We start from the raw sequence: 24921 nt of genomic DNA on the forward strand, positions 1-24921 counted from the left end.
GCAGCGGAGCCTTGGAGGATAAGGTGGCTCGACGTCTTCTCGCAGCAGCTGGACGCTTCAAGCTCCTTAACACTGCCAAATGGATGCCGACGGACTCTCCGAAGCATGCCGGTCCGAATATCATTCGACTACCTGCAATGAGCTCCTGGCTTGGTCGTCTTACAGAGGCGCTGTTTGCAGGGTGCTTTATCACAATCACATTTGCCAGCTTCGCCTATCTCTTCTTGACCTCGGTCGGATCCGAAGAGATCGCGAAGCTCCATGACCGGACCGACCGATGGGAACTTCTTCTGGCGTTCCTGGGCTTCATGAGCCTGATCGGCAGCTCCGGCTGGTTCGCAAATCAATTCGCCAGGCGTCATCTCCTCGGCAACCGGCGACCCGAGGCCGAACGGGAACTGCGGAATGCCATCAACACCATTCCCGCCATAGTATGGAGCACGTCGCCCGACGGTAACAACGATTTCCATAATCAGCGATTGCTTGCCTACACCGGTGTCGACGCGGCAACCGCTCTGGGAATGGGTTGGGTCGACATGCTTCATCCGGACGACTTGGAGAGGCACGTGGCCGCTTGGCGCGATGCCGTGGCGACCGGGACGGCCTTTGAGTGTGAGTCGCGCCTTAAGCGGTCGGACGGGCAATATCGCTGGTTTCTGGCCCGGGCGGAGCCGCTGCGCGACCCATCCGGCAGGGTGATCCGGTGGTATGGCACCAACGTCGACATCGACGATCGCCGCCGGGCGGAGGAGGCATTGCGCCGCAGCGATGCCTATTTGGCCGAAGCGCAGAAACTCAGTCGCACCGGCAGTGCGGTCTGGAACCTCGCGACCGGAGAGGTCGTATGTTCCGATGAATTCTACAGCATTTTCGGCTTCGCACCGAGGTCACGACTGTCGGTCGAGATGATTCTGCAACGCACACACCCGGATGACGCCACGTTCGTTCGACGTGAGCTGGCGCGTGCCGTCGCCGAGGTCGGCCAAATCGATCTGGAGCATCGGCTCCTGATGGAGGACGGCAGTGTGAAGCACGTCCACCTCGTGGCCCACAGCACGCGTGATGCCCAGGAGCGGTGCGAGCTCGTCGGCGCGGTCATGGACGTGACCGCGAGAACGAAGGCATATGCCGCGCTTGAGGCGAGCGAATGCCGATACCGACATCTCTTCGATCATATGCCCGTCGCGCTGGGACAACTCGACCTGGGCGAGATCGCAATACTCTTCGCGGAACTCCGAGCGCGTGGAGTGACCGATCTTGACGCCCACTTCGACGCTCACCCGGACCTCCTGACTTTCTGCCAAGGCTCGCTTGTCATCACCGCGGCCAACGGGAACCTGATCCGACTGCTCGGCGGCGCCAATGAAGGCGCCATCATTGGGCGCTCGGCATTGGGCGGTCTTCTTGGAAATTCCGACACCATCAGGAGGTCCTTGGTGTCGTGCTTCCGCATGGAGACAAGCTTTCAGGACGAGACCAAGATCGAGACTATCGACGGCAGAAGGATCGATGTCCTCTTCACGAGTTCGATCACTAGCTCAGGGCCGGACAGGGACACCGGCGTTCTCGGATTGATCGACATCTCGCAGCGCATCCGCGCCGAGGAAGGTCTGCGGCGGGTTCAAGCCGATTACGCTCACTCCGCGCGGGTGTCGACCCTCGGTCAGCTGACCGCATCCATCGCGCATGAGATCAATCAACCTCTCGCCGCGATAGCCACCCATGGAGAGGCCGGTCTACGTTGGCTGGACAATGCCACGCCGGATCTGGATGAAGTGCGGAAGTCGACCCGGCAGGTGATTGCGAATGCGCATCGCGCCTCCGACATCGTGGGACGCATTCGGGCGATGGCGGTCCGGCGGGAACAGCCGCACGAAGTGCTGGCATTCGACACCCTTCTGCGGGAGACCATTCTTTTTCTGCGCCACGAGGCGCAGTCGCGAGGGGTTACGATCATACATCGTAACAATGCGGACAACCTCGCTGTACGCGCCGATCGAGTTCAGCTGCAGCAGGTCGTCGTCAATTTGATAATGAACTCGATCCAGGCAATGGCGGACGGCGAAGCAGACAGGCGCAGGATCACCATAAACACCGCACCGGACGGAATGGCTGCCCTGCTCTGCCATTTCGATGACAGCGGCCCCGGCATCAAGCCTGAGCATCTCCCTCGCCTCTTCGAGAGCTTCTTCACGACGAAATGCGACGGGATGGGCATCGGCTTGCCCATTTGCCGATCGATCATCGAAGCGCATGGCGGAAGCATGAGTGCGGAGAATGGCGGCTCCGAGGGCGGCGCCCGATTCATCCTTAGGCTTCCGACCGACGTCTCCTCCGCCAACTAGGTCGAGCACATAGGAAGACCAGGGCGTCCCACAGCATCAACTTTCCTCTGGTCGCCCGCCGACGAGGTCCCAGAACTCGTCGCGCGTGTTCGTGCGCGGAAAGTCATCATCCGGAACGGGCACTTCGAGAAAACGACACAGAGGCTCCCATCCCTCTGCCGGGTTGAACACGAGCAGGCGCCCCGGAGCGATCACTTCGCGAACCCGCTCATTGTTCTTGCGATACGCCTCTATCGCGCTCTCGCGCTCGATGCGCGGCCCGAAAGTCTCGGTGACGAACCACCCCTTCATCACGTCGAAGACAGGGACGAGGTGCGCAGGTAGCGTGGGCACGGGATGGGCATTGAAGAGCATCCCGATCGTCCTGCTGTAGCTCTCCCACCACTCTTCCGCCGGTCGTTCAGTATGTATCACTTTGGCCCCGGGGAACGCCTGTTGGACTTCATGCCATACGGCCGCCCCCGGCCAGTCCACCTGAGAACCATAGCCCTCGTAGACATCCTCCCATTCGACGTGTTGCCCCGCGGCAATGGCCTGCCAGAAGCGAAGTTGGCCCGGATTGCTTAGGACCTCGACCATGTGATGGCAGGGGCCAAATCCGAGACGTTCGAGGGCAATCTTGGTCGACATGGTGCCGGTCCGACCGAAGCCCGAGCCAATCACTTTGAGGGCCATGCCTACATCCCATCCATTTTCGCAGTCCTGTCTCAGAGAAGTCGAAGATTACGGGGTTTGGCCAGGTCGTTCAGAAGTTGCCGGGCGGACTTCAGATCACCCGTGTCGAAGCCCTCTCGAAAGCGGCCGTAGATGGCGTCGAGAGTCTCGCGGGCGTGATCGCGCCTCCCTTGTCGTACCAGCAGCCGCGCCAGGCTCGTCGCACAGCGAAGCCCCCACGAAAGCGCTGTTTGTTCCTCGGCAAGCGCGATCGCACGACCATATTCCCTTTCGGCTGCCTCATTGTCGCTTGCTTCGACGGCGAGCGCCTTAAGCCTCAGCAGCTCAGGCCAACTGAGTGACCCCCCTCCCTGGGATATCCTTGCAAGCGCTCGATCGACGGTCGCCTTTGCTCCGTCCACATCCCCGCACGCCAGAAGAGCCTCCGCCAGGGCACAACTCAGCATGGGAACGAACAGCTCGTAGCGATCGGCAAGGAGTGAGGTCACCGACGACTGCAAAAGGCGGATACCGGCGTCGCCGCCGCCTTGTCTTGCCAGTATCTCCCCGGTTATCCCCTGGATGACGGCTTCATAGGGCTTGAGGGAATACCGGTTGGCGAGATCGCTCAGTTGATTTCGACAGGAAGAGGCATTCGCGATGTCCCCGGTCCAAAGGAATATAAACGTCGTCCATAAAAGAGAAATGCAATGCGTGATCGGCTCGCTCTTCTTCGACGCGCTGCTCACGCTTTGCATCGCTACCGCGAGCGCTTGATCCGGAAAGCCTTGCAACCACAGGACCTGAGCCAGGGCATTACGGGCCCGCTCGGCATAATCGAAGCCGATGTCAGTTGCCCCCTGCGAAACCGACGGTTGGGGTTGCAGCGCCCGCTCCAGGTGTACGCGAGCGGCCGCCTGGTGCCCGATGAAGTGGTGGGAAATTCCGGTCATCCAGTGCGCGGCGGGCAACATGTCACTGTTCCCGCTCATGTTGCTCAGGGACTCGGCCTGCTGGGCAAGCGCGAGCATCTCGCGGAATGCCCCCGTACGGATATGGTACATCAGTAGCTGGGCGATCGCTCTCAGATGCACCCGGGGCTGTTTTTGGCCCGCAGCGAGTTCGGCGGCCCTTGAAAGGGCTGCGTGAGCATGTTCGCCATGACCCTCTACGAACATGGACGAGAGCCCCAAGGCGCCCTGGAGTTTCAGCTCCACGTCCGAGCCAAGCATGCCCTCCTCCAGTTTATGCAGGGCGACTCTGCACCATCGTTCGCACTCGCTTAGACGCGAAGATGCCAGCAGGAAGGACGATGCCTGGGCAGCGAGACGGACGAAAAGGTGGGCATCCTCCGGTCTATCGATGCTCCACGTCAGCGCGGCTCGCACGTTGTCGAGCGCCTCGGAGAATTCATCCAGCCCGGGGGCGCCAGGACGCAGGGAGCTGAGATGGGAAAGGAAAAATCGAGCATGCCGACGACAAACGTCGTCGCGATCCGCTCCTCTACCGAGCCGATCGACGGCATATGCCCGCGTCGTATCAAGCAGGCGGTAGCGAGCGGTCGGTCCCGGTGCCGTTGAGACGAGCGACTTGCTGACCAGAGAACCCACCGCTCGTCCCACGAGAGACTCGTCGAGCAGATCGTCCGAGACGACCGCCATCGCGGCTTCGAGGCTGAACGGGCCCACGAACGGGGACAGCCGAATGAAGACCCGCCGTTCCGCGTCATCGAGGAGCTGGTAGCTCCAATCGATCAAGGATCCCAGCGTTTGGTGTCGCTGTTGACCGGTACGCCGCCCCGGCCAAATCAACGGCAGCCGATCGCCGAGCAACGACGCCGTCGCTGTAATGCCGTGGATCCCCACTCCGCCCGCCGCCAACTCTATGGCCAGGGGCAGTCCGTCAAGCCGTCGACAGATCGAGCCGATGGCGAGCGCGTCAGCCTCATTCCCGGCCGCGTATCCGCTCGCGATCGCTCGCTCGACGAAGAGGCGCACGGCCGGGTAACCGAGGGCCGCTATCGGCTCCACGTCAGGCCTGTCCGGAGGACAATCGAGTGGCGAAAGGCGAAAGATGTACTCACCCTCGACTCGCAAGGGTTCCCGGCTTGTCGCCAAGATGCTGACCTGCGGACCCTCCTGGAAAATCCGTTCCGCCAACGCCGCCACGCTGTCTACGAGAGGTTCACAACTGTCCAGCACGAGGAGGATACGTCGCTCCGTCAGCGAACGAATGACAGTGGCAAGCATGTCATCGGCATCGACCATCAGCCCGAGCCGTGACGCGAGCCCGTTGATAAGCGAGCTGGAATCTTCGTAGGCACTCAGATCAAGGAAGAGGACGGCGCCGCCGAACCGATCGATCTGCTCCTGCACGACCGCCAGGGCGACCGTCGTCTTCCCCAGGCCCCCGGTGCCCAAGATCGTGACGAAACGATGCCGTGTCAGGTGCTCAGATACCGCCCGTACCGCGTTGTCTCGACCGACCATGCGCGCCAGTGGCCGTGGAAGATGGCCCCAATTTTCGCGGCCTCCTTGGCGTTGATCGATGCTTTCCGTCGGCCTTTCGGCATCGGCGACGCCCACGAATGAATAGCCTCGCGTCGGCACGTTGATGATGTAACGGGCGCCATCCTTTCCATCCTGCAACACCTTGCGCAGGCTGGCGATATGGACACGCAACGCCACCTCTTCGACGGTGATGTTCGGCCAGGCGCGCGACACCAATTCTTGCTTGGAGACTACCTCGCCGGGGCGCTCGATCAGCGCGACCAGAATGTCGAATGCACGCGCTCCCAGCCGTACCGGCGAGCCATTCTTCTCCAGCAATCGCTTCGCGACCGAAAGCTTGAACGGGCCGAAAGTCAGGACGCGGTCGCTTGTGCCATCCTCAAGCATCTGACCTACGGGTTATCACAGTGGTACCAGCCCGATGCTACCGCAGTTCCCTAGCGGCACGCTAGATCAGAGTGGAGGTATCATGCTCCCGCCATCTGATCGGAAACTTCTCGCGCGCCGCCATCACGCAACAGTCCCGACCTGTTCGCCCGACGGCCTGCTCTAGGCGGCATTGTTAATAATCGTGCCATTCGATCTGGTAATCACCCCTCGCAAATATTACCTATGCTGCGGCAAGTTGATTGATCCAACGATACCTAAACGTGTGGTCGGGACCGATCATTTCACCTGCGGAGATGCTTGCAATGACGTCATCTGAGCCAGACCTTCTGATGAAGCGTGCCTATGAGCCCGCGCGTCCCGACGACGGCGCTCGCGTCCTCGTCGACAGGTTGTGGCCCCGAGGCGTGCGGAAGGATGAGCTGAAGCTGACCTTGTGGCTGAAGGACATTGCACCGAGCACCGAACTGCGGGAGTGGTTCGGCCACGATCCGGCCCGGTTCAAGGAATTCGCGCGACGGTACCGCGAGGAGTTGAGGTCGAACCAGGATGCGCTCGCGCCCCTTGAGCAGCTCCTCCGGAGCGGTCGGGTCACGCTGATCTACGCCGCCCGGGACGTCGATCACAATGAGGCGGTGGTTCTTGCCGATTATCTTCGCGAGCGCATCCGGACGGGATGAAGGCGGGTCAGGAGACGGCGGCGGCAGCTTTGCCCTTCAACCTACGGCTATCCGGCCGACACCATCTGTCCGGAACACCCGGCTTCGCCCTGAAGATCGCCCCCCGTTTCGCCGTCGGTCGGCAGCGTGAAGGGCATCAGAGCTATGCGGCGCGCGTGGTTGCCGGTTGAGGCTCGCAAGCGACGCGGGAGGTGAGACAGGACGCGCCGTATCGACATCCGTCGCGCTCGTGCAGGCGTGCGGCCTGCTGACGATCGGCGGGGCGGCTGGAGCCGCCGCCGCCGTCACCGGCGATCCTGGGGAAGGTCGCGAACCGGCCTCTACCGCAAAAGCGGGTGCTCCCCAGCGGGAATCCTGTTGATGTCCTGGTCGCTGAGATTGGTGTGCGACCGTACGGCCTGTGATGGCAATGCGCGGAGCCACTGGTTGAGCGAAATCTGCTGGAACTCCGGGGCCGCGAACATCTCGAGGAATACGAGATCCTCCTCGCCCGTATTCTCGATATAGTGGCCCGCCATGTTCGAAACGAAACCAACGTCGTTCGCGTTGAAATCCATCGTGCGGGCGGCTTCCTGACCGGGGAATACGGTCATGCGGCCCTTGCCCTTGATCCAGTACTGCCATTCGCTGCCGTTGGGGTGCCAATGGAGCTCCCGAAGGCAGCCGGGCCTTACCGTCACGATCGCGGCCGTGATCTTGGATGAGGCCGGAAAATTGCGGGAGTCGATGATCTTCACGCTTCCGGCTTCGCCCTCATAGGTGGGCTTCATCGTGCCCGCCTTGAACGTATAGGAAAGCGACGGCCGGGAAGCATGGCGTGCGACCTCGACGATCTCTTCGTCGAGCGACTTGTCCGGTTCATCGCTTCGAAAGATGTAGAGCGGCTCGCCCTTCGGCAATTTCGCGATCGCGTCGGCGTCCAGGCCGCAATTTCTCTCGAGGATTTCCGGGGGCGTGTGTTTCAGCCAGTCCGACAACAGGAGCGTACTCTCCTCGGAGAAGTCGCCCTGATTGAAGACCAGCAGGAATTCGCAGCCCTCATCTCCCAATGCCTGGATTGAGTGTGGGGCGCCCGCAGGGAACAACCAAAGATCGCCGGACTCGACGTCATCGACGAACATCGCCCCTTCCGGCGTGAATATGGTCACGCGAGCCCGTCCGCTCAACATGATCGCCCACTCATCGGCGAGATGCCAGTGGAGTTCACGAAAGCTCCCCTTGGCAAGGCGCATGTTGACCCCGGCGATCTCCGTGGAGACCGGCAGTTCGCGGGAAGTGACCTGGTGCGTCCACCCGCCTTCCTGAACGCGTCGATGCGTCAGGTCGAAGGAATACCAGAATGGCTCGACGACGCCGTGATCCGTTGGCGGCGGAACATCGGCGTTTGGGTTGAGCCTGGCGAGAGCCTCGTTGGTGGGGCCCGGGTTCACCGCTGAATCATCGTGTTCGGCGCGGAAGGTCTGGTCTGACAGGGAACCGAAAAGACCGTCGGAAAGAGGCGAGCCTTCTGTAGACATGTTCCATCCTCGTTGGTCACCGGGTTGATCGCGGCCAGAACGTTCTTCCAGCCACGTCATCTGGCGAAAGAGGTGCACGCACTTCCCAATTGGGCCACAAGGCCCCCGAAAGGCTGCGCACGCGAGTCGTCGGACGGAGCGACAATGTCACCGAAGGCATCGGATGGGTTCGGCGTCCATGAGCTTTGTCGACCGACATCTCGAGTACTGTGGTAGCTACGAAGACTCCTGGCGAGTTTATTTTCGTTAATTCTTGCGACCTATTTCGGAACACGAGACCAGAGGCATCCAGGACGACCCGTTGTTGTCGTTTACTGTGCAATCGGTCCAATCCCGCGTCCTAAATTTTAACAATCTTTAACTGGCGACGCGGCCAGTTTCCGTCGATCGTCTCGTCCGCCAGATCGGCCCAGCCGATGCCGCGCCACCGATCGGAGCCCGTCATCGCATGGCTTGGCACCTGCTGAGCAGTCGCCTAGGGAGCAGAACCATGCGCAATGGCTACGTCACCACCAAGGACGGCGTTGAGATCTTCTACAAGGATTGGGGCCCGAAGGACGCCCTGCCGATCTTCTTCCATCACGGCTGGCCGCTCAGCTCGGACGACTGGGACGCCCAGATGCTGTACTTCCTCGGCAAGGGCTTCCGCGTCGTCGCCAGCGACCGCCGCGGCCATGGCCGCTCGGCCCAGGTGAGCGAGGGCCACGACATGGACCATTACGCCGCGGACGCCGCCGCCGTGGTGGAGCATCTCGACCTCCACAATGCCATTCACATCGGCCACTCGACAGGGGGCGGCCAGGTTGCTCGTTATGTGGCGAAGTTCGGCGAGCCGCAGGGCCGCGTCGCCAAGGCGGTGCTCGTCAGCTCGGTGCCGCCCCTGATGGTAAAGACCGCCGCGAATCCGGAAGGCACGCCGATCGAGGTGTTCGACGGCTTCCGCGCCGCACTCGCGGCCAACCGCGCGCAGTTCTACATCGACGTTGCCTCAGGCCCATTCTACGGCTTCAATCGCCCTGGTGCGACCATCTCGCAGGGCGTGATCGACAATTGGTGGCGCCAGGGAATGATGGGCAGCGCCAAGGCGCATTACGAGGGCATCAAGGCCTTCTCCGAGACCGACCAGACCGAGGATCTGAAGGCTATCTCCGTGCCCGTGCTGGTGATGCAGGGCGACGACGATCAGGTGGTGCCCTATAAGGCCGCATCGCTGAGGCAGGACAAGCTGCTGAAGAACGGCACGCTGAAGATCTATCCGGGCTTCCCGCACGGCATGCTCACCACCCATGCCGACGTGCTGAACCCGGACCTGCTCGCCTTCATCAAGGCTTGAACCATCGACCGCAGACGATGAGGTCGCGAGCGGTCAGCCTGCCGGTGCCACTCGATTGCAACTCGGCTGTTGAACGAGTCGGCGCTTTGACTGCACGACCTGCTCGAAGCCCTCCCTCTCCCTACGCCGGGTTCGTCGCTTGGCTTCTCGCAAATGGCTTTTCACCGCGACGGATCATCGGTCACGAAGCGAACGTGAAACTGCCCGCAACGAACGATTCGTTCGAAGAAAGAATGATTCCCTTTGTCGAATCATCGGTGCGTTCGGGGAAGAACTGGTCGGTGGAGCCGCTAGAACCATTCATGTTGCCAATGGCCGGAGACGCCGGGGATGCTGGGAGCCGTGACCGATCTCATCTGGGTGGCGCTGGGCAGTGCACTCGGCGGACCGTCCCGCTACTTCCTCTCCGGGCTGATCGACCGTCGCCTCGCCACGACGTTCCCGTGGGGCACGATCGTGGTGAACATCAGCGGCGCGACCATGATGGGCGCGCTGGCGGCCGCCGCCGCGGTGAAGGGGCTGCTGCCCCTCCCCGCAGCATGGGAATTCGCGGCGGTCGGGTTCATGGGCAGCTACACGACCGTCTCCTCGTTCAGCCTGCAGACGCTGATGCTGGCGCGCGACGGCGACTTTACCCGGGCGGGCGCCAATGTGGGCATCTCGCTGATCGCATGCCTCTCGGCTATCGCCGTCGGCTTCGCCGCCGCGACGTCCGTTCTGCCGTAGGAGAGCGCCGTGAAAGATCGCGTTCCGACGCAGGAGAGAGTTCAAGGTCATTCCTCGGCTGCGTGGAGGCTTGTCCCTTCGGTTGCCATGGGCGCGACGGCCGAACTGTATCTGGCGGTCAGCGCCGGGGCCGTTCTCGGATCGGTGGCGCGGGCACTTGTCGCGATCGTGGCGGTGGCCTCCCTGGGCGACGCCTTTCCGGTCGGCACGCTGTTCGTCAACGTCGTCGGCTCCTTCGTCATCGGCTATTTTGCCGCTCTTACCGGCCCGGGCGGGCGCATAATGGCCTCCACGCGCCTGCGCCAGTTCGTCATGACGGGATTCTGCGGAGGCTTCACGACGTTCTCCACCTTCAGCCTGGAGACGCTCATGTTCGTCCGGAGCGGCGACGTCCACCTGGCGGCGGCCTATGTCTCCGTCTCCATCGTCACCTGGCTGCTCGCGGTGTGGCTGGGTGCCACGCTCGCGATGCGCTTCAACCGCATGTGAGGGACGTAATCATGCAGGTGCCGACGCAAGCCATGCTGCTTCGGATATTCATCGGCGAGGACGATCGCGCCGAGGATCGACCGCTCTATGAGGCCATCGTGCTCAAGGCGCGCGAGGCGGGGCTCGCCGGGGCAACCGCATGGCGAGGCGGCATGGGCTTCGGAAGATCGAGCGTCCTGCACACCATGAAGCTGCTCCGCCTGTCCGAGGACCTGCCGGTGATCGTCGAGATCGTCGACGCCGAGGCGAAGATCAGGGCTTTTCTCCCGACGCTGCATGGCCTGATGGACGGCGGCCTCGTGACCATGGAGAAGGTCGAGGTTCTCAAATACGGGTCAGATGCGTCAGCAACCGATCGCTGATGACCGCGCCGCAGGAACGCCAACGGCCTCGCGACTATTTACGCGCACTCATGTGAACGCCGCTTCTCGTACCGCTTCCTTCCGGAAGGCACCCGGTGTCCGACCGGTCTCCTTCTTGAAGGCGCGATTGAACGCCGCCAGCGACTCGTAGCCAACGCTGCGCGAGACCTCGGCGAGGGCCGCGCCCCGCTTCCGGATCATCCTCGTTGCACGGTAGATGCGCCAATGGGTCAGGTAGTCGAGCGGCGTCCGACCGACGATCGCCTTGAACCGGGCGGCGAAGGCCGAGCGCGACATTCCCGCCTGTCGCGCCAGAGTTTCGACGGTCCAGTCACGCGCCGGCTCCGCATGAATCGCCCTGATCGCGTGCGCCAGGTTGCGGTCGGCGACCGCCCCCAGCCAGCCATGCGAGGGCCCCTCCGGATGCGATGCGAGAGCGCGGATGGCGTGCACGAACAACAGCTCGAACAACCGGCTCGTGACGGCCTCCGAGCCGAGCCCGGGCGCCTCCGTCTCGGCGGCGAGGAGCTCGAGAACGGACTGGAAGGCCAGCGATCGGTTCTGGTCCAGCTTCAGGTGAAGCAGTTTCGGCAGGACGTCGAGGAGCGGCTGCGCATCGAGCGCATCGATCTCAAAGGCGCCGCTGACGAAGGTGGTGAGCGCACCACCCCCGCCGAGCTCGATGCGGTGACCGACGCGCAGCTTCTCGACGTCGACGCAGTCGATCATCTGCGAACTTTCATGATCGAACAGGCGATAAGGCACGTCGTCGAGCATGATGAAGACGTCACCGCTGCGCAGGGGAATGGGATCGGAATTCCTCCCCGCCGTGAGGATTCCCGATCCTCGCACCACCAGCACGAACTTCACGGCCTGCTCGCCCTTGGACATGAAGCCCCAGGGCGCTGTCGCGTCGAGCCGGGTGAAGCTCGCCCTGCGGATGCGCATCTGCGTGAAAATTTCCGTCAAGGGGTCCATGTCCGGCACCTGTTCTGGACGATAGAGCAAAAACTTTGGCTCATCGATATCTATTCGTTCCGCCGCACCGGAGCAATATGTGCCGCAGAAGGAGACCACCAATGGATGCGACCAGAGACGACATCGAGCAGGTTCGGCGCGCCAAGGCACGCTACGCCCGCTTCCTCGACACCAAGGACTGGGATGGGTTCGCCGCGCTCTTCGAGCCGAACGTGCGGGTGCGCATGTTCGACCCGGCGGGAAACATCATCGTCTCCCATGACGACCGCGACAGCTTCGTGGAAGCCGCGCGGGACGGGCTGGAAGGCGGACAGTCCATCCATCAGATGCACAACGATGAGATCGATCGGGTTTCAGAGAACGAGATTTCCGCGATCTGGTCGATGGAGGACATGATCATCTTCCGTCCGGGTTCGGTGGGACCGGCGCGCATGCATGGCTACGGCCACTACCATGAGCTCTGGCGCCGCGGCCCCGACGGTTGGCGCATCGCGCGTCTCGAGCTTCGCCGCACCATCCTCGAATTCACCGAGAAGTAGGAGGCGACGATGACGGCAAACCCACTTCCCGCCGCTACGATGCGGGCGCTCGTGATGGCGCGCGCCGGAGGGCCCGAGGTGCTCGAGCTACGCGAGATCGTGCGGCCGCGCCTCACAGCCGATACCGACATCCTCGTTCGCGTGAAGGCGGCGGGCATCAATCCCGCCGACTGGCAGAACCGCAAGAATGGTGCGGTCTATGGCGATGGACCGACCGGCGCGTTCACGATCCTGGGGATCGATGGCACCGGCGTGGTCGAAGCGGTCGGCGCGGGCATCACGCACCTCAAGCCCGGCGACAAGGTCTGGTATGTCGACGGCGGCTATGCCGGTAATTTCGGCAGCTATGCCGACTACAAGGTGCTGAACGGCCATTACGCGGCCCGCATGCCCACGAGCCTCGGCTTCGTCGATGCCGCCGCGCTGCCGACCGTCGCGCTGACCGCATGGGAAGCCGTGTTCGACAAGGCCAGCGTCCGGCCGGGTGACTTCGTCCTGGTCCATGGTGGCGCCGGCGGTCTCGGGCACATCGCCATCCAGTATCTGCGCACGTTGGGTGCGCGTATCGCGGCGACGGTCTCGAGTGAGGTCAAGGCGGAGTTCGTCCGCTCGCTCGGGGCCGAGCTCGCCATCAATTATCGCACGCAGCACGTGCTCGCCACCCTCCGCGGATGGACCGGCAAGGAAGGCGCCGACACCGTCTTTGACTTCGTCGGTCACGAGAATTTCGCGCGCAGCTTCGACCACGTGGCGCCCTTCGGGACGCTGGTGAATACTGTCGTCTCGGCATGGCCGTCGGGGACCAATGCCGCCGCGGAGTGGAACAACCTCGACATCCGTTTCGTGAACATCGGCCAGCCGCAGATCGCTCGCGATCACGCCCGGCGCCTGCGCGCGGCGGCAATCCTCACGCAGGTGGCGGAGATGGTTGATCGCGGCGAGCTTCGGCCTCGCGTTGACCGGGTCGTTCCGTTCGAAGGCGTGGGGGCCGCGCATGACGCGCTGGAGGCGGGCGAGACGCTCGGCCGGGTCGTCCTCAACGTGTCGCTCTGATGGCGACGTCCACCCCCGTTGCCTACTGAAGGGCTCCACTACAGGAAGAATGACATGGATCTGCAACTTCACGGGAAGCGCGCTCTGGTGACCGGCTCGACCGGCGGCCTCGGGGAGGCAATCGCGAAGATGCTTGCCGCCGAAGGTGCGGCGGTCATCGTCCACGGACGCGACGAGCCCCGCGCCCGGGCGGTAGCCAGCACGATAGCCCATGATGGGGGGCGTGCTGACATCGCACTGGGCGATCTGACGAGTGACGAGGGAGCCGACGCGGTTTACGAGACGGCGTTGGCCCACGGAGAGGTCGACATCCTGGTGAACAACGCGGGTTTCTACGACCACCTCGATTGGAACACGGCGGCCCCGCGGAACTGGGCGGACACCTACGAAATCAACGTCATCGCACATGTGCGCATGATCCAGCGTTTCGTCCCCGATATGCGCAAACGAGGCTGGGGTCGCGTGATCCAGATCGGAGGCGGGCTAGCGGGACAGCCCTTGCCGTCTCTGCCCGACTATAGTGCCTCGCTCGCCGCCCGACACAATCTGGCGGTTTCCTTGGCGCGCGAGCTCAAGGATTCCGGCGTGACCTCCAACGTGGTTGCCCCGGGCGCAATCCTGGTACCCGCGGTCAGAGCACTGCTGGAACGGATCGCGCCGCGGCACGGATGGGGCGAGCGCTGGGAAGACATCGAGCGAGGCGCCGCGCGCGACCTGGTGCCGAACGACGTCGGCAGGCTCGGTCGACCCAACGAAATTGCCGCGGCAGTCGCATTCCTTGCAAGCGCGCACGCCGACTACATCAGCGGCGCGATCTTCCGGGTCGACGGCGGCACCATCCGCTCGGTCTTTTGAGCTGGCGGGAGCGTCTCGCATGCACACGATTGATACCGCTTACATTGACGGCTCCTTCGTGCCGACGAGCGGGACCGTGGCCGACATCGTCAATCCTGCGACGGAAGCCCTGATCGGCCGCGTTCGCTTGGCCGATAGAGACGATGCCCGGCGCGCCATCGCCGCGGCACGACGGGCGCAAGATGCTCTCGCCTCGACGACCAAGGCCGAGCGAGTCGAGATGCTCAGGCGCCTGGAAGCTACGGTCCTGGCGCGGAGCGACGATATTCGCGAAGCAACGATCCAGGAATACGGTGCCCCGCTCGCCCGGGCCCGCTTCGTAAGTGAGTATGCCTCCCAGGCCTTCGCCTACGCCGCCCGGACGCTCGAAGACTACGAATTCATCCGTCCCGCCGGGAGGGCCATCGTGCGCATGGAACCCGTCGGAGTTTCGGCGCTGATCGCGCCTTGGAACAGCGCCGCCGGTACGATCGCCAGCAAGCTAGCGTCCGCTCTTGCGGCCGCCTGCGCATCGATCATCAAACCCAGCGAACTCAGCCCGATCCAGGCCCATATCATGGCCGAGGCCTTTCATGCCGCCGAGCTGCCGCCTGGGGTCGTCAATCTCGTGGTCGGTACCGGCGCCGAGGTGGGAGATGAGTTCAGCGTCAACCCCGACGTGGCCAGAATTTCGTTCACGGGGTCGACGACCACCGGCAAGATCGTTGCCCGAGCCGCAGCGGGTGGTCTGAAGCGGGTCGGTCTCTCGCTGTCCGGCAAGTCCGCTTCGATCATCCTGGACGACGCCGATCTTGCTGTCGCGGTACCCCTCGCATTGGATGGCGGGTTCAACAACAACGGGCAAGCGTGCATCGCCGGTGCCAGGATTTTGGTACCCCGTGCGCTAATGCCCGACGTCATTGATCGGGTAAAGGCACACGTGGCGCAGCTCTGCGTCGGCGACCCGCGTAATCCGGCGACGACGATCGGCCCACTTGCGAACCGGATGCAATTTGATCGCGTCCAGCATTACATCCGCCGCGGCCTCGAACAGGGAGCGAACCTGATCGCCGGGGGCTTAGGCAGGCCTGATGGACTGACCTCCGGCTATTTCGCAATGCCGACCGTTTTCGCCGACGTGCACAATGGAATGGATATCGCGCGCGAAGAGATCTTCGGTCCGGTCCTGGTGCTCATCCCATATGAAACCGACGACGAAGCGGCGAGCCTGGCGAACGACTCTCTCTACGGCCTTCAAGCTTACGTCTTCTCCCGCCAGCGGGAACGAGCCCTGCGCCTCGCCGACCGTCTACACGCCGGAAGTGTCTTGGTGAATACGATCCGACCCGATCTACTGGCCCCATTCGGAGGCGTCAAGCAATCAGGTCTCGGCCGCGAGTTCGGGGTTTTCGGCCTGGAGTCGTTTCTCGAACCCAAGTCAATCATCGTCGAGTGAACATGCGCACCGCTCGAGGCCGCGCTCCGGGAACGTCCAGGCGTGCCGTCGGAGAGCGGATCAGTCGACGCAGCTAAGCATAAGGAAGAGATGTCATGTCCCGTCAAACCTGGTTCATCACCGGCGCCTCCAGCGGGCTCGGCGCGGCCACCGCGAAAGCAGCGCTACGCGCGGGCCACCGCGTGGCCGCCACCGCAAGAGACAGCGCACGTCTCTCAAGTCTGGCCGAAGCCGGAGGCGAGCGGGTACTCGCCCTCTCCATGGATCTGACCGTACCGGATCAGATCGAGGAGGCTGTCGCCGCCGCCGAGAGCTGGCACGGCATCGACGTGCTCGTGAACAACGCGGCGCTGGGCTATCTCGCCGCCGTCGAAGAGGGAGAGGACACCAAGATCCGCACTCTCTTCGAAACAAACGTGTTCGGCCTGGCGCACACCATCCGTGCCGCCCTTCCGGGCATGCGCCATCGGGCGGCGGGCACGATCATCAACGTGTCGTCCTTCAACGGCGTCGTCGCTATGCCCTCGCTCGGTTATTACAGCGCCACCAAGTTCGCCGTCGAAGGGCTGACCGAGGCTCTGGCGCAGGAGGTTGCGGCGCTCGGCATCAAGGTGTTGGCCGTCGAGCCCGGCGGCATCCGCACTGGTATCGTCGAACGCAACCTGCGCAGCCCACCCATCGAGGCCTATCGCGCAAGCGCTCACGCGATCATCGACCTTCTGGAGAACGACAGGGATGGCACGCTGGCTCCGGGCGATCCCGATCGCATCGCCGATATTCTCGTCCGGCTGGCGGAAACCGGCGACATGCCGCGCCGCCTCATTGTTGGCGCGGACGCCTGGGCCGGGATCACCGCGGCTCTCGACGCGCGCCGGGCCGAGTACGAGGCCTGGAAGGACCTGTCGCACGCCACGTCCTTCGCTTAACGACGGGCCGCTCGGCTGCCCGGCCGCTTCCTCATCGACCGGCAATGGGAACTCGGAAATGACGCGTATCGGGTTTGTGGAATGGCCGGACGGGCTGCTTCCGGAGGGCGCGGCGTGGGAGCGGATCGCCGGCGACCTGGACGAGGCGCGGCCCGACGTGCTGGTCACCAACGAACTGCCCTTTGGCAAATGGATCGCATCCGCGCCCGTCTTCGATGCCGCCGCCGCCGCGGCCAGCGTCGAGCTTCACCAGCGCGGCGTGGAGGCGCTGCTCGGGCTCGGCATTGCGACCATCGTGTCCTCGCGCCCCGTCCGGGAAGGGGACAGCCTCGCCAACGAAGCCATCGTCATCGAGCACGGCCGGGTACGTGCCGTTCACAGGAAGCAGTATTTCCCCGCCGAGCCCGGCTGGCACGAGACCGAGTGGTATGACGGGGATTCCTCGGGCTTCGAGCCTACCTCCATGGGAGGGATTACGGCCGGGGTGCTGCTGTGCACCGAACTGATGTTCAACGAACATGCCCGCGCATATGGCCGCGCCGGAGCGAGCCTGATTGCTGTGCCCCGCGCAACGGGCACCGACCAACGATCGTGGCAGATCGCCGGGGCGATGGCCGCTCTCGCGAGCGGCGCCTTCGTGGTCAGCTCCAACCGGGCGGGACGGGCGAACCCGAGCGGCCCGACCTTCGGCGGGCAAGGATTTGCCTTCGCTCCGGGCGGGCGTCTGATCTCGACCACGTCCCCGGGACGTCCGCTGTCGATCATCGAGCTGGATGTCCAGCGATCAGCCGACGCCCAGGCCTCCTATCCGGTTTACGTCGCGGAGTTGCCTCAAGGATAAGAACAAGTTCCACAACGACCCCGTAATGGCACGCGGCGCGCGGCCGCACCTGGTCGCAGCAACGGCGGACGTCCGTGCTGTCACCGATAGGATGTTCGACCGGGGGCTGATCAGTCTGACGGACGATCTCGACGTGCTGATCTCCCGGCACGCCAACGATCCCGATGGCGTGCGCGCCTTCATCAATCGGAGCGGACGCGCCATTGCCCCGCAACGGGCGTTCGAGCGTCCGCATCCGCACTTCCTGCGTTGGCATCGGGAGCACTGCTTCAAGCAGTGAGGCCAACTGCATCGTGACGCTGCAGCTGCATCAAACGCGCAACATCCCGGCGGATGCGCCGCAGTTCTGGCCATGGGAAATGCCGCCCCTCGGCGCCATCAGCACCGATGGCGATCAGCACGTCGAGCTTCGCGGCCAGACCGCGCAGAGACGAAGCCTGCGCTGCCAAGAGCTGCGCAATCAGGTGTTCCTCATCCGCCGAGGCCGCCTCCTCTTGCTGCCGAGCGACGGAGTAGCCAATAGCGTGATCCGCGTCGTCCCAACGCTGCTGATGTGCGCGCAGCGCCTCCGCGACTTCGGCGGGCCGAGTGCGAAGCGACGGCACATCGACCGCAAGCTCGTCGAACTGCCGCAGAGAGGTCACCCGCACCGGGACCGGCAACTCGGCCGCAGTAAGAACCGCCTGCGGAAAGCCGATCGTCCGCGCAAGTTCGGACTCCAGACGCTGCTGCTTCCGACACAGGGCGAGCGTACGCCGATGCGCGGCGCGCCACGCTTTCCACGCAATGACGGCGGCATCCGTCGTGCCGTCATCCTGCGGCGCGGCTGCGCCCGAACTGTTGAAGGAGGTGCTGCCGACCGACAGCAGGACGGTGGAGAGAACGGCCCTTCGGGATGGCCGGAACAGACTCGTGCTAATCTCAGAATCAGCCATGATCCGAGCTCCAAGCAGCTAGGGTTGTGGTCAGGCCAAGTGGAGTGTTGCAAGCGCTCTGCTTGGCCGCTTCGCGAAAATTCCAGCGAAGGAGAGCGAGTGTGAATCGCTCAGAAATTATGTCAAGGTGCTAATTTGTTGACGGCTGAACAGGTGCGGATGGGGCGGGCGGCACTTCGATGGGGCGTCCGGGACTTAGCAAAACACGCGGGCATAACTCCCGCCACGGTGACGCGGATCGAGAGTGGCTTCGCCGCGCACGACAGCACGTTGGCGACCATTCGAAGTGCATTCGAAGCCGCCGGCATCGAGTTTATTCCGGAGAATGGGGGCGGCGCCGGCGTACGCTTCCGCAAGCCATCAGCGTCAGCTTAAGGCCGCGATTGTTGCATCAAATGCACCAAGCAGTTGCGAGCTTAGTGTAGTTCAGCGGCAGCATCACTGCGATGTTTCTGCACGGTGACGGGCACCAATTCGCATCTCTAACGCAGGTTTGACGGCAGCGCGGCGGCGGCCCAATCGGCCTTTGACCGCGAACTCGCGGCATCAACGATCACTCGCGACAGGCCGGCCGTAGCAGCTGCGGCGATGCTAGCGCGTCACAGGTTGACTCGGGCTGCCGCCAACGTTGCTCGGCTGCTTCTTCGTAGTATGTTTGGCGCACCGGCTCCGTTTAGGTGCGGCCGTAACAAAGAAGAAGGAATTGAGCGCAAGATAAAGCGATCTGTCGATCGCAATGTCTGGCGACATTATCTAGATGTCTGCACATTGGTTTTTGCAGTGTGGAGGAAGGTGCGGAGGCTAGTGTGCAAGGTGCTGGCGAGGCGGCCGGCTGAGCTAAGGCTCTGAACAGGATTATGTTTGTCGGTTGGGAGTGCAATGTGCGCTCCACCCTTTGCCCGCTATCGCAAGCCTTTGCACGCTGCTCTGCGAACCCGCCTTTTCTACGCTTGAAGCTTTGAGGCGATGCCGCTCATCGTGCCGGCATGGCACAGGAAGACAGCGACAAGTTCCGGGTTCGGCCCGGCCGGATCCGCCAGCGCGGCACGCGAGGAAGTAGCTTTGCGAAGGTGCCGTTCCGGCGCCAAGTCGAGATTGCCGTGCGCGAGGCCGGCGGGTGGTCAGGCCGGAAGGGAGGCGGACGTTACAACGCCCGCGGTCGCGGGGTCCGGGCGGCGGGTACGCTCTCCAGTGTCGATCGTGGCTGGAAGGCCGATGCTGGTGGACGACACCGCTCGCGCCGCGTGGTGGTCAAGGCGCGGGTGGTGAAGCTCGGCGTCGTCCGTGGCCGCGGCGGGAGGAAGACGGTCGGCGCTTCCGCCAAGGCGGTCGACGCTCATCTGCGCTATCTCCAGCGCGATGGCGTGACGCCCGACCGGCAGAAGGGTCGCTGCTACTCGGCGTCCGAGGATGAGGTCGACGGCAAGGCCTTCCTGGAGCGCGGCCGCGAGGACCGCCACCAGTTCCGCTTCATCGTCGCGCCGGAAGATGGGCTGGAGCTCGGCGACCTCAAAGGCTTCACCCGAGAGCTCATGGGACAGATGGAGAGCGATCTCGGGACGAAGCTCGACTGGATCGCGGTCGATCATCACAACACCGGTCATCCCCACACCCATGTGCTGGTGCGTGGCGTCACCGATGAAGGACGCGCTCTCACCATAGCAGGCGACTACATCGCCCATGGCATACGCCATAGAGCCAGCGACATCGTCACCCGCGAACTCGGCCCGCAGAGCGAGATCGAGCTTCAGCAGAAGCTCGTCTCCGAGGTGGGAGCTGAGCGGCTTACCCGACTGGATCGCCTCTTGATCCAGGAGCAGGAGCGCGAGGGCTTTGTCGATCTGTTCACCAGCGGCAATCGGCTGATCCGCGAGAACCGCGACGTGCTCATCGGCCGGCTGCGCAAGCTGGAAGCCTATGGCCTCGCCCGAGAGGATTTTGCCGGAGAGTGGATGGTCTCGTCACGCACGCAGGCCACGCTCATTGAGATCGAAGCGCAGAACGATGTCATGCGCTCCATACATCAGGCACTCAAAGACAATGGCATTGCTGATGAGCGTGGCAGCAGCCAGTATCGTCGCCATGGGCAGGAGCCGGACCAGACGCTGACCGGCCGGGTGCTGGGCAAGGGGCTGGCCGGCGACGGCCTCAGCGAGGCCAGCTATCTCGTGATTGATGGCGTCGACGCCCGCGTCCACCATGTCGAGTTCCCGGACGCCAGCAGGCTCGACGAGCTCCAACGCGGCATGATCGTCGAGGTGACGCCGCCGATCACCCAGCCGCGTGTTGTCGATCTCAACATCCAGCAGAACGCAGATCAGGATGGCATCTACAGTCCGGGCACCCATCTCGCCCGCATCCGCGACCGCTTCGCCGAACAGGGCAAGGACCCCGAGGCCTATATCCGCTCGCATATCCGCCGGCTGGAGGCGCTCCGGCGCGCCGGCCATGTCGAGCGCGTTCATGCCGAGCACTGGACCATTCCGAAGGATCTCCCAGAGCGCGGGCTGGCATACGACCGCTCGCTTACCGGAGAAGGCCCGGGCATCAAGATCGCCTCGCAGCTCTCGCTCGACCGCCAGATCAGCGCCGACGGCGCCACGTGGCTCGACCGGGAGCTCGTCGCGCCGACACCGCGCTCACCAAATGCCTTTGGCAGAGACGTCACCCTCGCTCTCGAACAGCGCCGAGCCACGCTGGTCGACATGGGCTTCGCCACCCGCGGCCCCGGCGGCGGCATCGAGGCGCCCGATCTTATCAACCGTCTCCAGCGTCGAGAGGTCGAGCGCGTTGCTGCCGACCTCGCCAAGTCCACCGGTCTGGCCTACCGCCCGTCTGGCCGTGGCGAGTATGTCTCGGGCACTGTCACCCGCCAGCTTCAGCTGATCTCCGGGCGCTTCGCTATGCTGGAGGACGGCCTCGGCTTCCAGCTCGTGCCCTGGCAACCGGTTCTCGACAAGCAGATCGGCCGTCACATCTCAGGCGTCATGCGCGGGGATGGCGGGATCGAGTGGAGCATCGGTCGGCAGAGGGGGTTGGGGTTGTGAACGCTCGGTCCCAAGCTGATGTCGCTCCCGGATGGAATAGTGCCGATCGGCGTCACCCCGCCCACAACAGCAGTTCAAGAAGGGATCTTCTGCGCAGAACAGAGTGCCGGTCAGCCACCACTGCCTCAAGGCTGGCGCTCCGCGCCACCGCTCACGCGGCTGCGGCCTTGACCCAGCCGCGGCAGACCGGCAGGGGCTGGTCATCGCGAAAGGAGTGTTGTGAGCAGCCTCTCACTTCCGATGGGATTTTGGACGCGGAGGATACGCCGGGAGGACACGTTCGCAGCGGCTATCACCAATGACGGTTTGGGGGCCGTATCCTGCCTGTCCGGTTTTGGTGGCCCAAATGAGGGAACCTGCCGCTCGGTCGCACAATTCTGGCGGTAGATTTCGCGCGCCATCTCGGACATTCGCGACCGCTACGGCGCTGACAGGACGCTGCTTCCGCTAGCCAGGCTTTAGTCGTCGGCCTTGTCGAGTGCCGAGACGCGATCCAAGATGCCCCTAGTCAGCTGAGCGATTGTCCTCGAGGTGGAATCGCCATCGTGCTACGCTCAATCGAGTCATCATTTTGTATTCTGAGAGCAGCTCGTGAAATGTTCCTGAAATCGATCCTAGGCGAACCTCTCGACTCGCAAATGGAGGGCACCGTATTAACCGGCGCTCCACCCGCACCCGGACCGATTTCTAAGAAGCATTTCACCGTCGTCGGCATGTTCGCTGGCATCGGGGGGCTCGAATGCGGTTTTCATCAACACGGTCATCGGAGCGTCCTGCTCTGTGACGCAGACGATCGCGCCCGTGCGGTCCTCGCCAATCGCTTCCCCAAAGTGCAGATAAGCGACGATGTTCGCACTGTGGGCAAGCTGCCTGACTGCGATGTCTTGACCGCGGGATTCCCCTGCCAAGATCTCAGCCAGGTTGGTCGCAGGAAGGGAATCTCGGGGCCAAACTCGGGCCTGATCGACGTACTGCTTGAGCTTCTCCGGAAGGCTAGGCCGGGGCCTGCATGGCTGGTTCTTGAGAACGTTCCATTCATGCTCAGCCTCGATGGTGGACGCGCCATCGATCGGATCGCAACCGAGCTTGAGGCGATGGGTTTCATGTGGGCCTATCGCACCGTGGATGCGCGCTCCTTCGGCCTGCCGCAGCGACGCCGGCGGGTGGTGATCCTCGCCTCTCGCGTAAATGATCCACGGCCGGCCCTGCTCGGAATCGACGCCCGTGCGCCGTTGATCGACAAACGCGGGGTACATGCGTGTGGCTTTTACTGGACGGAGGGCAACACCGGCATTGGATGGGCCATCGATGCGACACCTCCGCTCAAAGGTGGGTCATCACTGCACATCCCATCGCCGCCGGCCATCTGGTTCCCGAGGCGTCGATTGATCGGCGTGCCCTCAATCGAGGATGCGGAACGCCTACAGGGGTTCGATCCAAAATGGACGGAGGTTTGCGGCGAGGATGCTCGGCAGGCTCGCCAACGCTGGCGTTTGGTCGGCAATGCCGTAAGCGTACCCTTCGCCGCGTGGATCGCGGAGCGACTGCAGCACGCGGGCGAGTATCATAGCGACGACGAACCCTTGCTCACCGGGACCCGCTGGCCGAGTGCCGGTTGGGGATGCGAGGGCCAGCGAGGCCGATCCACGGTGTCGGAATGGCCGGTCGCCCGCCCACAGCAGCACCTCGCCTCATTCCTATCTGGAGTTGTGAAACCGTTGTCCCGCAAGGCTGCGTCCGGCTTCCTTTCCCGGCTTGAACGAAGCACCTTGCGATACGAGGAGGCTTTTCGCCTCGATCTCCATCACCATATTGCAGTGCATGACGCGGCCGAAGCGTCTTGAAGCCGTCGCACCGGCGACCTCTAAACGGATGGCAGCGACAACGGCACGCGACAATTCACGCGAGCGCGCCCTGCGTTCCGAGCTGCACCGCCGAGGTCTGCGGTTCCGCCTACATCAGCGCTTACTGACAGGCTCGCGTCGTACCGTCGATATCGTTTTCCTGGGTGCGCGGACGGCCGTCCTTCTCGATGGATGCTTCTGGCATGGTTGCCCGACGCACGGCACTTGGCCGAAAAATAATGCGGTGTGGTGGCGCGAGAAGATCGAGGCCAATATTGCCCGCGATCGAGACACCGACCGCAAATTGATTGAAACGGGTTGGAAGGTGATGCGCATCTGGGAGCACGAACCGATCGCGGCCGCGGCCGACCGGATCGAAGCCTCGGTGAGGGCGGCCAGCGGTCGTATCGAGGGGAAGCGCGTCTGAGCTTCAAGAGCGGCTCAGATGCGTTGGCTTTCCGGATCGCGCATACCACAGGAGGCTATCGCACTTCTGGGTCACGGTATGAAAACCGTGCTGCGATGGCCGGATATAATCATGACTTTCGGCCCTCATCGGACGTGGCGGTGGGCGCTGGATCATATGAAGACCAAGCTTCACCGCGTCTGCGTCCTTCAATTGCGATGAGAACAGGGAGTGCCCGTCCTCCTCGAATCCAATAAGGCCGTGATCGAATAGGAAGTCGGCGTGCGGGGCCAGCATAAGGCCGTTGAACCCGTCGAGCCGTTCGGCTGCCGTTCCGCAGGCGCGCCATGGCTTGATATGGCTGGGGATCAGTAGGCTGGGCTTATCGACTCCAGTGATGCGGCAGCTCGGCTCGACTTCGAGGACACGCTTGCGGAAGAGGCCTTGCCCGCGACGTGCGCGGGTCAATTGTTCGCGAACCGTGGCGTCAAGTGAGGCGTCATCGAGGATGCTACGCTCGACTAGGTCGTCGAGGGTCGTCGCGAAATCCGCGTTCGTGGTGCTCGGTACGGCTAGAAGATCGAGGTGAGGAAGACGCGCAGCTTCTAGGATTAGATCGATGACACCTCGATCGACCTCGGCGAGATACGCTTTCTGGTTGCCATTGCCGCTGAGAGGTTGGATCGGGGAATGAGTGGGTGGTAGCAATGGTGCCAGGCGAGACAGCAAGTCCTTTGGTCGTACAGCCAATTCGGTGTCGAGCCATTGCACAGGCAACAGCCATCCGACCGCGCTCCAATACGCGCCGATCCTGCCAAATTCCTCGGGTTTCGGCGCACTGATCGCGAAGTCCGCGACGATGCCAATTCCTCCGACGCGTCCCTCCGCGTAGGAGAGGACGATATCGCCTGGTGATGCGGCGCGCATGTTGTCGTAGAATCGGCTACGAGCACCATTGGCCTCGGTCACGGGCGACCAGAGATAGCCGCCCGCGATCTCCTGGCGCATCGTCTGCGCGTGGTTGACCCACCAGTATCGCACCGCGCGATCATGTCTTCT

General features: G+C 63.4%; 23 protein-coding genes. 17 read left to right on the forward strand and 6 right to left on the reverse strand.

The genetic code is table 11. The features are described from left to right. Nucleotides 1-137: 137 nt before the first annotated feature. The gene (locus tag KHC19_RS06795) at nucleotides 138-2345 is read left to right on the forward strand and encodes a PAS domain-containing protein (RefSeq protein WP_213351590.1); all 2208 of its coding nucleotides are present in this window, start codon (nucleotides 138-140) and stop codon (nucleotides 2343-2345) included. A gap of 36 nt (nucleotides 2346-2381) precedes the next feature. On the opposite strand, the gene KHC19_RS06800 is transcribed toward KHC19_RS06795, so the two are convergent. Both KHC19_RS06800 and KHC19_RS06805 read right to left on the reverse strand, forming a co-directional pair. Next, nucleotides 2382-3020 (reverse strand): sulfotransferase family protein, encoded by a 639-nt coding sequence (locus KHC19_RS06800; protein WP_213351591.1) that lies wholly within the window; start codon nucleotides 3018-3020, stop codon nucleotides 2382-2384. 32 nt (nucleotides 3021-3052) lie between these two features. After that, nucleotides 3053-5896, reverse strand: a complete 2844-nt coding sequence (locus KHC19_RS06805; RefSeq protein WP_213351592.1) for an ATP-binding protein — start codon at nucleotides 5894-5896, stop codon at nucleotides 3053-3055. A 305-nt stretch (nucleotides 5897-6201) separates the two neighbouring features. Here KHC19_RS06805 and KHC19_RS06810 point away from each other — a divergent pair, with 305 nt between their 5' ends. Next, nucleotides 6202-6576, forward strand: coding sequence for a DUF488 domain-containing protein (locus tag KHC19_RS06810; protein WP_213351593.1), 375 nt, complete (start codon nucleotides 6202-6204; stop codon nucleotides 6574-6576). Between the two features lie 320 nt (nucleotides 6577-6896). Here the strand turns inward: KHC19_RS06810 and KHC19_RS06815 are convergent, their stop codons facing one another. After that, nucleotides 6897-8093 carry a cupin domain-containing protein gene (locus KHC19_RS06815; RefSeq protein ID WP_213351594.1) on the reverse strand — a complete coding sequence of 399 codons (1197 nt, stop codon included), beginning with the start codon at nucleotides 8091-8093 and terminating at the stop codon, nucleotides 6897-6899. A gap of 490 nt (nucleotides 8094-8583) precedes the next feature. Between KHC19_RS06815 and KHC19_RS06820 the strand changes: the two genes are divergently transcribed. From KHC19_RS06820 to KHC19_RS06835, 4 genes are all read left to right on the forward strand, one after another. After that, complete coding sequence (locus tag KHC19_RS06820; protein ID WP_213351595.1) at nucleotides 8584-9426, forward strand: alpha/beta fold hydrolase; 843 nt, start codon at nucleotides 8584-8586, stop codon at nucleotides 9424-9426. A gap of 342 nt (nucleotides 9427-9768) precedes the next feature. Continuing rightward, on the forward strand, nucleotides 9769-10152 hold the full coding sequence (crcB, locus tag KHC19_RS06825; RefSeq protein WP_343207667.1) for a fluoride efflux transporter CrcB: 384 nt from the start codon (nucleotides 9769-9771) through the stop codon (nucleotides 10150-10152). A 9-nt stretch (nucleotides 10153-10161) separates the two neighbouring features. Then, entirely contained in the window at nucleotides 10162-10641 is a 480-nt protein-coding gene (gene crcB, locus KHC19_RS06830; RefSeq protein ID WP_343207668.1) for a fluoride efflux transporter CrcB, read from the forward strand. Between the two features lie 11 nt (nucleotides 10642-10652). Further along, nucleotides 10653-11003, forward strand: a complete 351-nt coding sequence (locus tag KHC19_RS06835) for a DUF190 domain-containing protein (protein ID WP_213351597.1) — start codon at nucleotides 10653-10655, stop codon at nucleotides 11001-11003. 48 nt (nucleotides 11004-11051) lie between these two features. Here KHC19_RS06835 and KHC19_RS06840 read toward each other — a convergent pair whose 3' ends face one another. Continuing rightward, nucleotides 11052-11981, reverse strand: coding sequence for an AraC family transcriptional regulator (locus KHC19_RS06840; RefSeq protein WP_213351598.1), 930 nt, complete (start codon nucleotides 11979-11981; stop codon nucleotides 11052-11054). Nucleotides 11982-12082: 101 nt separating this feature from the next. Here KHC19_RS06840 and KHC19_RS06845 point away from each other — a divergent pair, with 101 nt between their 5' ends. From KHC19_RS06845 to KHC19_RS06875, 7 genes are all read left to right on the forward strand, one after another. Next, entirely contained in the window at nucleotides 12083-12520 is a 438-nt protein-coding gene (locus tag KHC19_RS06845; protein WP_213351599.1) for a nuclear transport factor 2 family protein, read from the forward strand. Nucleotides 12521-12559: 39 nt separating this feature from the next. Then, complete coding sequence (locus tag KHC19_RS06850; protein ID WP_213351760.1) at nucleotides 12560-13573, forward strand: zinc-binding dehydrogenase; 1014 nt, start codon at nucleotides 12560-12562, stop codon at nucleotides 13571-13573. A gap of 54 nt (nucleotides 13574-13627) precedes the next feature. Continuing rightward, complete coding sequence (locus tag KHC19_RS06855; protein WP_213351600.1) at nucleotides 13628-14428, forward strand: SDR family NAD(P)-dependent oxidoreductase; 801 nt, start codon at nucleotides 13628-13630, stop codon at nucleotides 14426-14428. 19 nt (nucleotides 14429-14447) lie between these two features. Further along, nucleotides 14448-15863 (forward strand): aldehyde dehydrogenase family protein, encoded by a 1416-nt coding sequence (locus tag KHC19_RS06860; protein WP_213351601.1) that lies wholly within the window; start codon nucleotides 14448-14450, stop codon nucleotides 15861-15863. A 95-nt stretch (nucleotides 15864-15958) separates the two neighbouring features. Continuing rightward, nucleotides 15959-16789 carry an SDR family NAD(P)-dependent oxidoreductase gene (locus KHC19_RS06865; RefSeq protein ID WP_213351602.1) on the forward strand — a complete coding sequence of 277 codons (831 nt, stop codon included), beginning with the start codon at nucleotides 15959-15961 and terminating at the stop codon, nucleotides 16787-16789. A 58-nt stretch (nucleotides 16790-16847) separates the two neighbouring features. Beyond that, entirely contained in the window at nucleotides 16848-17630 is a 783-nt protein-coding gene (locus KHC19_RS06870; RefSeq protein ID WP_213351603.1) for a carbon-nitrogen hydrolase family protein, read from the forward strand. Nucleotides 17631-17655: 25 nt separating this feature from the next. Beyond that, nucleotides 17656-17910 carry a hypothetical protein gene (locus KHC19_RS06875; RefSeq protein ID WP_378296562.1) on the forward strand — a complete coding sequence of 85 codons (255 nt, stop codon included), beginning with the start codon at nucleotides 17656-17658 and terminating at the stop codon, nucleotides 17908-17910. Here the strand turns inward: KHC19_RS06875 and KHC19_RS06880 are convergent. Then, nucleotides 17900-18565: a hypothetical protein gene (locus KHC19_RS06880; RefSeq protein ID WP_213351604.1), complete on the reverse strand. Its 666-nt coding sequence runs from the start codon at nucleotides 18563-18565 to the stop codon at nucleotides 17900-17902. The genes KHC19_RS06875 and KHC19_RS06880 overlap by 11 nt on opposite strands. Before the next feature lie 159 nt (nucleotides 18566-18724). Here KHC19_RS06880 and KHC19_RS25790 point away from each other — a divergent pair, with 159 nt between their 5' ends. The 4 genes from KHC19_RS25790 (at nucleotide 18725) to KHC19_RS06895 (ending at nucleotide 23883) form a co-directional block, all read left to right on the forward strand. Further along, entirely contained in the window at nucleotides 18725-18940 is a 216-nt protein-coding gene (locus KHC19_RS25790) for a helix-turn-helix domain-containing protein (protein ID WP_246548409.1), read from the forward strand. A 611-nt stretch (nucleotides 18941-19551) separates the two neighbouring features. After that, nucleotides 19552-21612 (forward strand): DUF3363 domain-containing protein, encoded by a 2061-nt coding sequence (locus tag KHC19_RS06885; protein ID WP_213351605.1) that lies wholly within the window; start codon nucleotides 19552-19554, stop codon nucleotides 21610-21612. 596 nt (nucleotides 21613-22208) lie between these two features. Further along, entirely contained in the window at nucleotides 22209-23456 is a 1248-nt protein-coding gene (locus tag KHC19_RS06890; protein ID WP_213351606.1) for a DNA cytosine methyltransferase, read from the forward strand. Then, a complete protein-coding gene (locus tag KHC19_RS06895; protein ID WP_213351607.1) occupies nucleotides 23434-23883 on the forward strand; it encodes a very short patch repair endonuclease in 450 nt (149 codons plus the stop codon). The genes KHC19_RS06890 and KHC19_RS06895 overlap by 23 nt, the downstream gene beginning before the upstream one ends. 3 nt (nucleotides 23884-23886) lie before the next feature. Here KHC19_RS06895 and KHC19_RS06900 read toward each other — a convergent pair whose 3' ends face one another. Continuing rightward, a complete protein-coding gene (locus KHC19_RS06900; RefSeq protein WP_246548326.1) occupies nucleotides 23887-24870 on the reverse strand; it encodes an HNH endonuclease in 984 nt (327 codons plus the stop codon). Nucleotides 24871-24921: the final 51 nt, after the last annotated feature.

The sequence above is a fragment of the Ancylobacter oerskovii genome (genome assembly GCF_018390555.1).
Taxonomy (GTDB): domain Bacteria; phylum Pseudomonadota; class Alphaproteobacteria; order Rhizobiales; family Xanthobacteraceae; genus Ancylobacter; species Ancylobacter oerskovii.